This window comes from Xanthomonas floridensis (genome assembly GCF_001642575.1).
In the GTDB taxonomy this organism is placed as follows: domain Bacteria; phylum Pseudomonadota; class Gammaproteobacteria; order Xanthomonadales; family Xanthomonadaceae; genus Xanthomonas; species Xanthomonas floridensis.
Genome location: NZ_LXNG01000004.1, coordinates 39,083 through 52,583, shown reverse-complemented (window position 1 = coordinate 52,583; position 13,501 = coordinate 39,083). Strand labels below are relative to the sequence as shown.

The 13,501-nt window shown below is 65.9% G+C and carries 11 protein-coding genes; 3 read left to right on the top strand and 8 right to left on the bottom strand.

The features are described from left to right. The first annotated feature begins 94 nt into the window (after window positions 1-94). Together A7D17_RS03115 and glpK are read left to right on the top strand one after the other, a co-directional pair. A complete protein-coding gene (locus A7D17_RS03115) occupies window positions 95-925 on the top strand; it encodes an MIP/aquaporin family protein (RefSeq protein ID WP_064507759.1) in 831 nt (276 codons plus the stop codon). A 132-nt stretch (window positions 926-1,057) separates the two neighbouring features. Then, window positions 1,058-2,557 (top strand): glycerol kinase GlpK, encoded by a 1,500-nt coding sequence (gene glpK, locus A7D17_RS03110; RefSeq protein WP_064507758.1) that lies wholly within the window; start codon window positions 1,058-1,060, stop codon window positions 2,555-2,557. 123 nt (window positions 2,558-2,680) lie between these two features. On the opposite strand, the gene A7D17_RS03105 is transcribed toward glpK, so the two are convergent. Together A7D17_RS03105 and pobA are read right to left on the bottom strand one after the other, a co-directional pair. After that, complete coding sequence (locus A7D17_RS03105) at window positions 2,681-3,193, bottom strand: nuclear transport factor 2 family protein (RefSeq protein ID WP_064507757.1); 513 nt, start codon at window positions 3,191-3,193, stop codon at window positions 2,681-2,683. Between the two features lie 258 nt (window positions 3,194-3,451). Further along, on the bottom strand, window positions 3,452-4,639 hold the full coding sequence (gene pobA, locus A7D17_RS03100; protein ID WP_064507756.1) for a 4-hydroxybenzoate 3-monooxygenase: 1,188 nt from the start codon (window positions 4,637-4,639) through the stop codon (window positions 3,452-3,454). Between the two features lie 96 nt (window positions 4,640-4,735). Here pobA and A7D17_RS03095 point away from each other — a divergent pair, with 96 nt between their 5' ends. Further along, complete coding sequence (locus A7D17_RS03095; protein WP_064507755.1) at window positions 4,736-5,632, top strand: helix-turn-helix domain-containing protein; 897 nt, start codon at window positions 4,736-4,738, stop codon at window positions 5,630-5,632. A 300-nt stretch (window positions 5,633-5,932) separates the two neighbouring features. Here A7D17_RS03095 and A7D17_RS03090 read toward each other — a convergent pair whose 3' ends face one another. From A7D17_RS03090 to A7D17_RS03065, 6 genes are all read right to left on the bottom strand, one after another. Continuing rightward, on the bottom strand, window positions 5,933-7,414 hold the full coding sequence (locus tag A7D17_RS03090) for a benzaldehyde dehydrogenase (RefSeq protein ID WP_064507754.1): 1,482 nt from the start codon (window positions 7,412-7,414) through the stop codon (window positions 5,933-5,935). A gap of 49 nt (window positions 7,415-7,463) precedes the next feature. Continuing rightward, window positions 7,464-8,231 (bottom strand): coniferyl-alcohol dehydrogenase, encoded by a 768-nt coding sequence (locus A7D17_RS03085; protein WP_064507753.1) that lies wholly within the window; start codon window positions 8,229-8,231, stop codon window positions 7,464-7,466. A gap of 33 nt (window positions 8,232-8,264) precedes the next feature. Continuing rightward, on the bottom strand, window positions 8,265-9,287 hold the full coding sequence (locus A7D17_RS03080) for a SphA family protein (RefSeq protein WP_064507752.1): 1,023 nt from the start codon (window positions 9,285-9,287) through the stop codon (window positions 8,265-8,267). 136 nt (window positions 9,288-9,423) lie between these two features. Further along, window positions 9,424-9,900, bottom strand: a complete 477-nt coding sequence (locus A7D17_RS03075; RefSeq protein WP_064507751.1) for a MarR family winged helix-turn-helix transcriptional regulator — start codon at window positions 9,898-9,900, stop codon at window positions 9,424-9,426. 533 nt (window positions 9,901-10,433) lie between these two features. Then, window positions 10,434-11,669 carry an HD-GYP domain-containing protein gene (locus tag A7D17_RS03070; RefSeq protein WP_064507825.1) on the bottom strand — a complete coding sequence of 412 codons (1,236 nt, stop codon included), beginning with the start codon at window positions 11,667-11,669 and terminating at the stop codon, window positions 10,434-10,436. Between the two features lie 149 nt (window positions 11,670-11,818). Continuing rightward, on the bottom strand, window positions 11,819-13,123 hold the full coding sequence (locus tag A7D17_RS03065; RefSeq protein ID WP_064507750.1) for an MFS transporter: 1,305 nt from the start codon (window positions 13,121-13,123) through the stop codon (window positions 11,819-11,821). Window positions 13,124-13,501 lie beyond the last annotated feature (378 nt).

The window sequence follows — 13,501 nt, the reverse complement described above, 5'->3', positions numbered from 1 at the left end:
CACACCCGATGAGCACCAATCAATTTCCTTGCGCGCCAATGCGTGCATCGCGCCAGCTTGCGCGCACCCGTGACTGCAACACGGGCCTGCCCGCATGAACCGTCAACTCGTGGGTGAGTTGATTTCCGAAGCGGTGGCGATGTTCATCATCATCGCACTGGGCGATTCGGTCGCAGCGATGTACGTGCTGTACGACCCTAGCCCGTACCAGAATGCGTATTGGGGGGTGTGCATCGCCTGGGGCCTGGCGGTCACGCTGGCCATCTACGTCACCGGCGCGGTCTCCGGCACCCACGCCAATCCGGCGGTGACCCTGGCGCTGGCGCTGTTTCGTGATTTTTCCTGGAAGAAGGTGGTGCCGTACTGGATCGCGCAGGTGATCGGTGCATTCCTGGGGGCGGCCATCGTCTATCAGCTCTACGGGCCGGTGATCGATCACTTCAACCAGGTGCAGCAGCTCACCCGCGAAGCCGGCGGTGCCGCCGGGGTGTTCTTCACCGCGCCGGGTCTGGCGGTCACGCCGATGCACGCCTTGGTCGACCAGATCATCATGACCGCGTTCCTGATCTTCGGCATCTTCGCCATCACCGAACGCTTCAACGAAGCCGCACCGGGTGCCAATTCCGGCGCGTTGATGATCGGCCTGCTGGTCGCCACGCTGGGTGCCTCGATGGGGTATCTGGAAGCCTGGGCGATGAATCCGGCACGCGATTTCGGGCCCCGTCTGTTCGCCTACTTCGCAGGCTGGGGCGAAGCCGCCCTGCCGGCCAAGGACAACTACTGGTGGGTGCCGATCGTCGGGCCGTTGATCGGCGGGCCGATCGGCGCACTGGCGTACCAGTGGCTGATCCTGCCGTTCCTGCCGGCACGTGTGCGGCACCTGCAGGGCGACACGCCGCCGCTGGATCCGCTGGATCCGCGCTGATCGCGGTGCCCAACGGCACGCCTGACCGCTTGCACGAATCGCCGCCGCCGGCGTGCCGTTCGTGCAGCGCCCCCCGGTTGCACCGACCACTCTCGCCGTGCGCCAACGCCGGCATTGTTTGAGGAATCTTCGATGGAAAAGCAATATGTCCTGGCGATCGATCAAGGCACCACCAGCTCGCGCGCGATGTTGTTCGATCGCCAAGGCAAGGTGGCCGGCGTAGCGCAGCGCGAATTCGGGCAGATCTTTCCGCAGCCGGGCTGGGTGGAACACAACCCGCGCGAGATCATGACCAGCGTCTACACCACCATTACCGAGCTGCTCAACAACGCGCAGATCGATGCGCGCGCGATCGCCGGCATCGGCATCACCAACCAGCGCGAAACCGCGGTGGTGTGGGACAAGGCCACCGGCCAGCCGATCTACAACGCCATCGTGTGGCAATCGCGGCAGACCAAGGACATCTGCACCCAGCTGAAAGAAGCCGGACACGAGCAGATGGTGCGCGACAAGACCGGGCTGCTGATCGACGCGTATTTTTCCGGTACAAAGGTCAAATGGATTCTCGACCATGTGGAAGGCGCCCGTGAGCGCGCGCGCAACGGCGAGCTGGCCTTCGGCACCATCGACAGCTGGCTGATCTGGAACCTCACCGGCGGCAAGGTGCACGTCACCGACTACACCAATGCCTCGCGCACCATGATGTTCAACATTCATACCCTGGAGTGGGATGCCGACCTGCTGGCCATGCTGGATGTGCCCGCGCAGATGCTGCCTGAGGTGCGCTCCTCCAGCGAGGTCTACGGCATGACCCAGACCCAGTATTTCTATGGCGAGCAGGTGCCCATTGCCGGCATCGCCGGGGACCAGCAGGCCGCATTGTTCGGCCAGGCCTGTTTCGAACCGGGCATGGCGAAGAATACCTATGGCACCGGTTGTTTCATGCTGATGAATACCGGCGACAAGGCGGTGGCCTCCAAGGCCGGACTGCTGACCACCATCGCCTGGGGCATCGACGGCAAGGTGGAATATGCATTGGAAGGGGCGATCTTCGTCGCAGGTTCAGTGGTGCAGTGGCTGCGCGATGGCCTGCGCATGTTGGGCAAGGCCAGCGACTCGCAGGCCTATGCCGAGCGCGCCGGCGACAACGATGGCGTGTATCTGGTGCCGGCCTTCGTCGGCCTGGGCGCGCCTTACTGGCGCAGCGATATCCGCGGCGCGGTGTTCGGCCTGACCCGCGGCACCAGCAAGGAACACTTCGTGCGCGCGGCGGTGGAGTCGATGGCCTACCAGACCCGCGACGTGCTCACCGCGATGCAGAGCGATTCGGGCATCGAATTGAAGGAACTGCGCGCCGACGGTGGCGCCATCGCCAACGACTTCATGGCGCAGTTCCAGAGCGACATCCTCAACGTGCCGGTGCTGCGGCCGGAGGTAGCCGAAACCACCGCACTCGGTGCGGCCTATCTGGCGGGTCTTGCAACCGGGTTCTGGAGCAGCCGCGAAGAAATCGCCAAGCAGTGGGCGGTGGATCGTCGTTTTGAGCCGGCCATGGCCGAGGACAAGCGCGAGCAGTTGTACGCCGGTTGGCAGCAGGCGGTGGAAGCGACGATGGGCTTCAAGATCAGCTGACCCGCGCTGGCTGCAAGGCGTGCAGTGACCGTCTCATCTTGCGCGATCTGGCGCGGCAGCTGCGCCGCCATCACGCGCATGACGCTGGCCTGCGGTGACGCAGGCCAGCGCCGTTTCAAGCGCTTACTGGCCGCCGGTGCTTGCCCGGCCGGCGATGGTGTCCGGATCCCAGTGTTCCTTGATCAGGCCCTTCTCGATGCGGAACATGTCGAACCAGGTGGTGGTGTAGGTCTTGCCGGGGTTCCGCGGGTCCGGCAGCGTGCGCACCGACACCAGCGTGACCAGGTCATGGTCGGCGGTGATCGCCACCAACGGCAGTTGCACCCGCGGCTGCACCTTGGTCGGCGGCACGAAGGCCGTCAGGAAGGCAATGAAGGCATCGCGTCCATTGGCCACATTCGGGTTGTGCTGGATGTAGTTCTTGTCCATGTACATCGGCGCGTATTGCACCTGGCCTGCCTCGAACACGATGCGCCAAAAGTCGTAGACCAGGCGCTTGTTGGCGGTCTCGTACCAGTTGGAGCCGATCAGCAACTTTTCGTGGTTGGGGTTGGCGGTCACCGCAGTCTGCGCAAACGCCGCCATCGGGGCGAGCAGCATGATCAAGACCAGGGCGCGGGAGACTAATTTCTTCATGAGTCACTCCAGGGGTGAAGCGGTCCGTGCATTCGCAGGGGATCGGCGGACGGCACCGCAATTGGGGGGAATGACGCGTCCTTGCTTGCGCACACTGCCACGCGTCGGGACCACCCTACCCAGCACGTCCGCACGTTCGCTAGCCACCCGAAAGTGCACTTGGGCACTTGGAAAATTCCAGGTGATCAAATGATTACCGTACGCAGCGCGTGCCAGGAGAGGTTGCCATCCAGGGTGCCGAAGGCGCGTGTGTTGTCGTCAGGCGTCGGGCAGTTCGACCATGGGCAGACCCGCATAGTTTTCGGCAATGGTGGCGCGTCCGGCCTCGCTGTCCAGCAGATACGCAAGCTCGGCCTGGCGGATGCGTGCGGTAAACGGATCTTCATCGTCGAAGGTATGCAGCAGCGTGGTCATCCACCACGAAAACCGCTCGGCCTTCCATACCCGCTGCAGTGCCAGCATCGAATACTGCTGCAAGACGTCGGCATTGCCAGAGACCTTCCAGCGCGTGAATAGCTGTGCGAGCAACCCGACATCGGCCAGCGCAAGATTCAGCCCCTTGGCACCGGTGGGCGGCACGATATGCGCGGCATCTCCGGCCAGGAACAGGCGTCCGTACTGCATCGGCTCGGCCACGAAGCTGCGCAACGGCGCAATGCTCTTCTCGATCGACGGGCCGGTGACCAGTTGCTCTGCCAACGCTGCCGGCAGCCGTGCGCGCAATGCGTTCCAGAACGCCACATCGCTCCATGCCTCCACGCGTGTGTCGGCCGGCACCTGGACGTAGTAGCGCGTGCGCGTGGGGGAGCGCATCGAACACAGTGCAAATCCCAGGCGGTGGCGTGCATAAATCAGTTCGTCGTGCACCGGTGGCGTATCGGCCAGCACACCCAGCCAGCCGAACGGATAGACGCGCTCGAACAGGCGCATCCGCTCGGCAGGGATGCTGGCACGGCTGACGCCACGGAAGCCGTCGCAGCCAACGATGTAGTCACAGGCAACACGCACGCGGCTGCCCTCATGGGTGAACTCCACGCTGGGCGTAGCGCTGTCCAGCGCGTGCAGGGTGACGTCGCGTGCGCCGTAGTAGGTCGGCGCATCACCGCGCTGACGCGCCTGCATCAGATCGGCAGTGACTTCGGTCTGGCCATACACCGTGACCCCACGGCCGCAACCGCGTAGCAGATCGATGCGCTCACGCCGCCCATCGAGCGACAGTTCGAAGCCATGATGCGGCAGACCTTCACGCTGCAGGCGTTCGCCCACACCGGCGCGTTGCAGCAACTCCACGCTGCCCTGCTCCAGTACGCCGGCGCGGATGCGTCCCAGTACGTGTTCTGGCGCCTGCCGCTCGACGATGAGCGTGTCGATGCCGGCATGTAGCAACAGTTCGCCCAGCAGCAGGCCGGATGGCCCGGCACCGACGATTGCAACTTGCGTCCGCATGGGGCGCTCCTGCCTTCAATGATTGGGCCTGCAGTGTCGGTAGCCAAACGCGACCATTGAAGGGATGATTGCGCGCAGTGCTTGGACTTTTCGACGATGCCCACACGCGCACGCCAAATCACTGCAACCACTGCCGTTCCCGCGTTCGGCCTGTACGGCGAGCAGCACGCCGATGCACCGGAGCTGCTGCATTGGGAATCGATTGCTGCGCGCAGCCGGCTGCACGACTGGCACATCACCCCGCACCGGCATGAAGACCTGGCGCAGCTGCTGTATGTGCAGCGCGGGCCAGCGACACTGCAACTGGATGGACACACCCAGCGCCTGCGTGGCGCCACCCTGGTGTGGTTGCCACCGCTGTGCGTGCACGGGTTCGCATTCGACCCGCGGGTACGCGGGCACATCATCACCTTGTGCATGCCGCTGGTGCGCAGCGCGTTGGACGCGGCACCCGTGCTGCAGCCAGGCCTGGCACGGCCGGCGGTGCTGCAGGCCAATGCCTCGCGGACACTGCTCGACCTGCTGTTCGGCAGCATTGCCAATGATCACGTGCATCGGCGTGTGGGACACGCTGCCGCACTGCAGGCCGCTGCAACGCAATTGGTGATCTGGACCGCTCGGACGGCCTTGCAAGACCTGCACGACGCAGCGGACGCCAGCCCACAGGCAGACCCTGCGCTGCGCCACCTGCGTGCCTACCAGGCATTGATCGACCAGCACTATCGTGCGCACTGGCCGATCTCCCGTTTTGCCGACCAGTTGGGTCTGACCCCGGGCCATCTCAATGCACTGTGCCGACGCTTGGCCAATGCGTCGGCGCTGGAACTGCTGCAACGCCGGATCATGCTCGAGGCCCGCCGCAGCCTGCGCTACACCAGCCTGAGCGTGCAGCAGATCGCCGCCACGCTTGGATTTTTCGATGCCGCCTATTTCAGCCGCTACTTCGCGCGGCATGCGGGGTGCTCGCCAACGCGCTTTCGCGCTGGCGAGTGAGGCCGGTAGTGCCGCTACATCTGATAGCGGCGAGCACGCAAGCGTGGGCCCGGCAATGCCGCCAGGCCGACGCAGCACTGCGCCGGCCAGCGCGTGGAGGTTCTGCATTCGGCGCGCTTCCCGCGCTTGCGCATCCAGCGCCGGTTTCGGCTACCACTCAATGCAGTTACGCACTGCCGGTGCACTAGCCTGCCTGATCGTGCTGGCTGCCGCCCACCACCCGGCCTTGCATCGGCGGCGCGGCACGGACCTTGCGACCGCCGCACCGCACGACCAGGCTACGCACACGCGTACAGGCGATTAGAACGGATACTGCGGCACCTCGTTCTTGATCGTCAGCCACTGCCAGTGCGTGTACTGCTCCCAGTCGGCCGGACCACCAACGCTGGTGCCATTGCCGGATGCGCCCGTGCCGCCAAATGGATTAATCACTTCATCGACCACGGTCTGGTCGTTGATGTGCAGCAGGCCGGTGTGCAGGCGCTCGCCGAGCGCCATCGCCCGCGACACCGACGCAGACAGGATGCCGGCAGCCAGACCGTATTCGCCGTGATTGGCCATCTCGGCGGCTTCTTCGTCGGTATCGAACACGCTGATATTGACGACTGGCCCAAACACTTCTTCGTCGAACGTGCGCATGCCCGGGCGTACGTTCGACAGCACGGTGGCCGCATAGAACAGCCCCTCGTTGGTTGCGCCGGCTTCCACGACCGCGCCAGCGGCCACACTGTCGGTGACGATGTCGATCACCCGTTGCAGCTGGCGCTGGTCGATGATGGGGCCCAGTGCCACGGTGCCGCTGACCGGGTCGCCCACCGGCAGATGCCGTGCTTTTTCCGCCAGCCGCTGGGTCAGCGCATCGGCCACACTGCGTTGGACCAGCACCCGTCCGGTCGCCATGCAGATCTGTCCCTGGTGCAGGTACGCACCGAAGGCGATCGCCGAGGCGGCGCGGTCCAGATCCGCGTCGTCGAGCACGATCACCGCGTTGTTGCCGCCCAGTTCCAGTGACACTTTTTTCAGGTGTCGCCCGGCAATTTCGCCGATACGGCGACCAGCCGCAGTGGAGCCGGTGAAAGCGATCATCGGGATATCCGGCGCCTCCACCAACGCCTGGCCGATCTGCGCATCGCCGTGCAGCACGTGCAGCAAGCCCTTGGGCAGGCCGGCTTCTTCCAGCACCTGCGCGATGATCACTCCGCCGGTGTACGGCGTGCGCGGGTCGGGCTTGAGGATCACGGCGTTGCCCATGGCCAGCGCCGGCGCCACCGAGCGCAGTGACAGGATCAGCGGGAAATTGAACGGCGAGATCACCGCCACCACGCCCAGCGGCAGATGCCGGGCAAGGCTGAGTTGGCCGGCGGCGGTTGGCAGCACCTGGCCCACCGCCTGCAGCGGCAGCCCGGCGGCCTGTTGGTAGAACACTATTGCTTCATCCACTTCGCGCTGGGCCTTGGGCAGGATGCCGCCGGTTTCGCGTGCAATCAGCAGCGCAGCTTCGGCACTGCGCGCCTGCATGACCTGCGCGGCGCGATGGAAGATCGCGGCGCGCTCGCGCGGCGGCGTGGCGGCCCAGGCGCGCTGCGCCTGCTTGGCCTGCGCCACGGCAGCCGCCACATCGTCCAGATCGGCCTTGCTGACCTCGTGCAGCAAGCCACCGGTCGCCGGCTCATGGATCGGCAGGCTGCCGCCATGGCCGGGCACCCACTCGCCATTGAAAATGCAGCCGTGCCACGCGGGCGTATCGGTCGCAGCGACCGCTGCGCTGGGAAGAGCATTCATGGTCTAGCCTCCTGCTACAAACATTGGGGGGAGTAACGGGTGGGAGAAACTACAGCGTGGTGGATGCCAGCCCGCCGTCGACCGGCAGGGTGATGCCGTTGATCCAGCGCGCTGCATCCGATGCCAGGAACACGATGGCGTCGGCCACCTCGTCGGCGTACGCCGGACGGGTCATGCGTTTGGCATCTTGCTTGACGCGTTCCTCGCCCAGCATCGCGGCGAAGTCGCCCAGAATCGGGGTGAACACCGGCCCGGGAGACACGTTGTTGACGCGGATGCCGCGTTCGGCGAACCAGGGGCGCGACTGCAGCAGCGTCCACACGATCAAGGCTTCCTTGAAGTACTGGTAGCAGGTGTCGTGGGCCACCGGATGCGCGGCCAGCCAGGCAGTGCCGGCCTCGAAACTGCCGGCGGCGGCCAGCTGCTTGTGCAATTCCAGTCGCTGCGGCCACTCTGCGCCAAGGATCGAGGCGACATTGATGATGGCACCGCCCGGGACGATGCGCGGTAGCAGCGCGTGGCTCAGATGGCGCAGGCCCAGGTAATTGACGCGTGCCACCACATCCAGCGGCACGGTGCCGGGCACGCCGGCCACGTTGGCCAGCGCATCGATGCGCTCCGGCAAGGCGCTGACCAGCGCGTCGATGGACTCAGGGTCACCCAGGTCGGCCTGATGAAAGCCGTGCAGGGACATCTGAACCGGCGTGCGATCCACCCCGATCACCGTGGCGCCATGAAACCGTGCCAGCCGTGCGACCTCTGCGCCGATGCCCGACGCCACACCGGTCACTACGATCGTCTTGTTCTGCAAATTCATTGCCACCCTCCGAAGGAGCCGGATGTACCGGCGCTAAAACACATGGACGTACTGCAGGTTGACGTTGTTGCCGGAGGCCGCATTCCTGACCTCTACCGGCAGATACACATTGGCGAACAGGATGTTGTTGGCATCGAACCGCCACACGCCACCCGGGCCGGCATAGAACACGCGCTGGCGGCTGTCGGGCACACGCTGGCCATTGGTGCGGTTGTCGCGAAACTGGGTGAGGTAATACGCGTTGACGCCCAGCCGCAGCAGTGGCGTCACTTCCCAGGAAGTGGCGAGATTGACCCAGCCCGCGTCGCCGGCCTGGCCATTGCGGAAAGCGAATCCATCGGGAAGATTCGGCCGGCGCTCGCTGCGGAAGTTGTAGACGTAGTTGAGCCGTGCACTGACTTCCCACTTGGCGGTGGGCAGGATGGTGAACGCGTAGTTCGGCACCAGCGACCAATAGCCGGCGCCCTGGTTGAGATCGCGATCGCGGTCGAACTTGCCAATCGGTGCAACGGCGTCGACTTCAAAACGCTGCGAAAACACCGGCCGCCCGTCACGCATCACCGGCAGCATCTGCAGGTACGGGCCGAAGGTCAGATCGCCGACGCCAGCGCCGTTGTCGCGCAGGGTGGCGATGCTGTCGCGCCCGAAGGACGCGTCCAGATTGACCAACGGCACCAGCGTATTGAAGCCCAGTGCCCCACCGAACAGCGTGTACGGCGTGACGTAGGCGATCTGGGTCAGCAGCAGGGTGGAATCGATCCGCGGGTTCTCGAACACCGGGACATCGTTGCCACGCGCGTCCTTGACCGCATCCAGCGAGGTCTGGCGCAGATAGGTCACCACGGCCCAGCCGGGCGTGGTGCGGGTGAAACCATCCAGAAAACTCGTCCCGCCGGTATTGAGCCCGTTGGTGAGCGCCGCACTCTGCGGCACGCCCTGTGCGAGCGCTGTACCGGTGGCAAACATTGCCGCCGCCCCAAGCGTTGCGCGGACCTGCCACGACGCTCTTGCACCACCTGCCCGGTACATCTCCAAGGATTGACTCACTGCGGACATCTCCAGCGTTGGGAGGGAACAGCGGGCCTGCCACAGGGCAGGCGTCAGGCAGGGGCAATCCCCGCGCTACGCACAGCACGTGCAGTTGCAATAGAAGTGGACACACGGCGCCGGCTACGTGGCCGGCGGGCGCAGCCTACGGCGTGTCCAGACGATCCAGGCGATCGAGCGCGCGCAGCAGCGGCGCCTCGCTGGTGCCGAGCACTGCGCTGAGTTGCCGCTCCATGCGCAACACCTCGGCTTCGGCTTCGGTCAGCAGGGTGATGCCGGCCGGCGTCAGCGACAGATGCTGCATGCGCCGGTCCTGCCGCCCGCGCACCTGCCGCAACAGCCGGCGCTTGACCAGCCGTGCCACCACGATGGCCAGGTTCGGCGGCGACACGTGCAACACATCGCCGATCTGGCGTTGGTTGATCCCCGGGTTGCCATCCACCAGCATCAGCAAGGAGAAATCGACCGGCTTCAGATCGAAGGCCGCCACGCACTCCTGGAACATCCGCCGCACCAGCAGCTCGGTGCGGGTGATGCGATACCCCAGCAGCCGCAGCAGGCGCGCCTGGTCCACCTCGGTGACGGGATCGGGCAACGGTGCAACAGGGGCGGTAGCGGGCATGGCGGTTCTCGCGACAAAGGCAGCGGGCGGACCGGGACGCGCTGCGCACCCCGTCCGCAACGCCGATCCCCGGCGTGCACCGCATTGTAGACGCGGCCAGGCCTACCGATGTGGACGTGCAGGCCGCCGTTGCGTGCCGGAGTCGCGTGCCGTGCCAACTCTGCGCCAGCCCACGCTTCCACGCGCACGCCTGGCAGCGGTGTAGCAGCGCTGCAGCATGCGAGGGACGGCGGTGATCCAGGCACGAAGTGGACATGGTTCCGGTCGGCAAGTGATTGCGTTCCGGAATAGTTATTGAACATAACTACATTGCCAAGCTGCAGCGCAGCATGGTCGCGTCCGCTAGGTAGTGCTGGATCTGGGTCGAGACGGGGATCGGCAGGCTGCATGGGCCAGGCGGTGCGGTGTGATCGGCCGCGGGGCGTGGCCGGGAGCAGCCGTCGGCGGCGTGCCGATCAGCAAGGACGCGCAGGCAGGCACGCGCCACACGCCGGACGGGCATGCAGCATCACCCGCCGCGGAACACGGCCAGATCAGGGCAGCCAGAGTTTCTCGAGATCGCGGAAGCCCCAGTCGCTCGGGATTTCCATCTTTTCGATCCGGTCCTGGCAGTCGGGGCGCGACAGGTCGATATCCTGCACCAGCACATGGCTGCGCAGCTTGGCCGAGTAGAACACCCGCACCTTCGGTTTGAGCAACGCGTCCGGGGTCTGTTCGATCACCACGGCCAGCTTCTGCGATTCCAGCCGCACCAGCGAACCAACCGGATAGATGCCCAGCCGGCGCACGAACGCCTGGAAGATCACCGGGTCGAAGTGGCCTTTCCACGAGGCCATCTGCTTGAGCGATTCGGCCGGATCCCAGCCGCGTTTATAGGGGCGGTCGGAACTGATGGCGTCGTAGACATCGCAGACCGCGCCCATCCGCGACATCAGCGAGATCTCTTCGCCAACCAGGCGGTTCGGATAACCGCTGCCATCCATTTTTTCGTGATGATGCAGGGCAATTTCCAGCACCACCGCGTTCTGCACGCCACCGGCCACCAGCAGGCGATGGCCATCCAGCGGATGCTGGCGCATGACCTCCATTTCTTCGTTGGTGAGCCGGCCCGGCTTGTTGAGGATGTCCAGCGGCGTCACCGCCTTGCCCATGTCGTGCAGCAGGCCACCCATCGCCGCTTCCACCACCTGCGCATCGGGCAGGCCGAGCTGGCGGGCGAGCCCGCTCATCAGCCCGGCCACGGCCATCGAGTGCAGATAGGTGTAGTCGTCGGCGGTCTTGAGCCGCGCCACGCTGATCAGCGCCTGCGGGTGACGCAGCACCGAATCGTTGATGGCTTCCACCAGCGGCATGGCCGCCTCGGTGTCGACGGTACGGCCGAGCCGCACGTCGCGGAACATCTCCTCCACCGTGTCGCGCCCATCTTCGAAAATACGCCGCGCACGCACCACTTCGGCCTCGATGCCGACCTGCGCGGTGACGCTGCTGGTGCGGACCGTACGCGTGCTGGATGCCGGCTCCGGCGGCTCCGGCTCCGGTGCCAGTGGAGTGAGATCGGCTGCCTCCGTTTCCGGCGTCCCCGCGTCCACATCCAGCCCGCGCGCGGTGTCGATCACCAGTTGCTCGATCCGGCTGCCGTGGATCTTGTCCACGTCGTCCGAATCGACCAGGAACGAGGTTTTCCAGAACGGATGGTGCACCCACGCGCCCAGCAGCTTGTAGACATACATGCCGGGGCGAAGTTGGTCGGAGTCGATGGTTCTGAGCATGCCGGCGCTGGTGTGCACGATGTCCGCGGAAGAGTCCGCCATGGGCATGGCGGTCTTCGGAGGTATCGGCAGCCGGCACGATTTCTTTGGTCCGCCGATCCGTCCTGGACAGGCGCAGTCACGCGGTCGGGCGCAGCGGGCTGAGCAGTTCAGCGATGCGGCAAGCGCATCGCCACCACGGCGGCGGCGGCGAACAGCAGCGGCACGGCGCAGGCCAGGTACAGCATGGCCGGCGTCCACCCGGCGTCCAGCAACACCCCCGCGCACAGGGGCGACAGGATCGCGCCAAAGCGCCCCATGCCGATCGCCCAGCCCATGCCGGTGGAGCGCACGGCCGCCGGGAACACCACCGGCGCCACCGCATACAACCCTCCCATGGCCGCGGTCATTGCCGCACCGGTGAGCAGGGCCGTCACGAAGGCCCAGCTGAGCACCGCGCTGCTCAGCCCGAACGCGAGCATCGCCACCGCCACCAGGATCAGTGCACCCGCGGTGAGCCGCGACAGCCGCGCGCGCAGCGCCAGCCAACTGAACAGCGTACCGCCCGCGATACCGCCCAGATTCAACAGCACCCCGCCAGTCAGGCCCTGGTCGGCCGACAGCCCCGCCGTCACCAGCAGCTTGGGCGTCCAGCTGAGCACGAAGTAGAACGAAAACATCAACAGGAAGAACGCCAGCGCGATCAGCAGAGACTGCCGCCGCACCGCCCCGACGAACAGCGCGGCATAGCCCTGCCCCGCAGCCTGTACCGGTGGCGGCGGCAGTTGCGACGCAGCCGGCATTCCCATCCGCGCCAGCACCGCGTTGAAGCGGGCGTGCGCGTTCGGCGGCCGGCGAGCCATCAGGAACTCCAGCGACTCCGGCAGAAAGGCAAGCACCAGCGGCACGCACGCCAACGAGCCCAGTGCGCCAAGCAGAAACACCGACGGCCACGACCAGTGCTGCAACAGCAGCGCCGCGATCGCTCCGCCCACCGTGGCGCCCACCGGGTAGCCGGTGGCCTGCAACACTGTGGCCGTACTGCGCCAGCGCGCGGTCGCATACTCGGCAGCCGTCACCGCCACGCAGGCCAGCATGCCGCCGATCCCGATCCCGGTGAACGCCCGCAGCGCCCCCAGTTGCCAGGCGTTGCCGGCCAGCGCCGAGGCGCCCATGCCCACGGTGAGAATCGCCAGGCAGATCAGCGTCAGCGTGCGGCGGCCGATGCGGTCGGCCAACGGCGCCAGTACCAACGACCCCACTGCCATGCCCACCAGTCCGGCACTGAACAACACCCCCAGCCACTTTCCCGACAACTGCCAATCCGCCGACACATGCGGCGCGGTGAACGCCATCGCCATCACGTCGAAGCCGTCGAGCATTGTCAGCAGCACGCAGATCGCTACTGCCCGCCACTGAAAGGGCGTCATGCGCTCCAGCACGAAGGGCGCAGGCGTCGAGGTGCGTTGGAGCATCGGGGTGTCCTGTGGAGAAGGGAGTGTTCTTGCAGAGCGGGATGCCGGTAGTCGTGCATCGACAGCGCCTTGCGCGGCGCTGCAACGACGGCGAGCGGGAGAAAGCGATTTCGCGTCGCCCGGCACTCGCCACCGCATCGCATCGCATCTGCACGCACGCTAGGCCGATCGCAGGCACGGTTCAAGCCGGATCACCGCAGTGCTGTGCGCTTATCGGACGTGACGTCATTGCGCTTCGCTTGGGCGACCACGCGTTCGGACGCGCCGTCGACTTCACGCCATGGCAGGCGACGTCCATCGCTGAGATGAGCAACGGCCGCCAGTCCTGGCGCTGCCGCAAAGACATCGCAGGACGGTTGGTCGCGATACCGATTGCGT

Coding starts and splice junctions, on each gene's coding strand:
- A7D17_RS03065 (WP_064507750.1), bottom strand. CDS start 13,123: ATGCTCCAACGCACCTCGACGCCTGCGCCCTTCGTGCTGGAGCGCATG.
- A7D17_RS03095 (WP_064507755.1), top strand. CDS start 4,736: ATGCCCACACGCGCACGCCAAATCACTGCAACCACTGCCGTTCCCGCG.
- A7D17_RS03070 (WP_064507825.1), bottom strand. CDS start 11,669: ATGCTCAGAACCATCGACTCCGACCAACTTCGCCCCGGCATGTATGTC.
- glpK (WP_064507758.1), top strand. CDS start 1,058: ATGGAAAAGCAATATGTCCTGGCGATCGATCAAGGCACCACCAGCTCG.
- A7D17_RS03105 (WP_064507757.1), bottom strand. CDS start 3,193: ATGAAGAAATTAGTCTCCCGCGCCCTGGTCTTGATCATGCTGCTCGCC.
- pobA (WP_064507756.1), bottom strand. CDS start 4,639: ATGCGGACGCAAGTTGCAATCGTCGGTGCCGGGCCATCCGGCCTGCTG.
- A7D17_RS03080 (WP_064507752.1), bottom strand. CDS start 9,287: ATGTCCGCAGTGAGTCAATCCTTGGAGATGTACCGGGCAGGTGGTGCA.
- A7D17_RS03090 (WP_064507754.1), bottom strand. CDS start 7,414: ATGAATGCTCTTCCCAGCGCAGCGGTCGCTGCGACCGATACGCCCGCG.
- A7D17_RS03075 (WP_064507751.1), bottom strand. CDS start 9,900: ATGCCCGCTACCGCCCCTGTTGCACCGTTGCCCGATCCCGTCACCGAG.
- A7D17_RS03085 (WP_064507753.1), bottom strand. CDS start 8,231: ATGAATTTGCAGAACAAGACGATCGTAGTGACCGGTGTGGCGTCGGGC.
- A7D17_RS03115 (WP_064507759.1), top strand. CDS start 95: ATGAACCGTCAACTCGTGGGTGAGTTGATTTCCGAAGCGGTGGCGATG.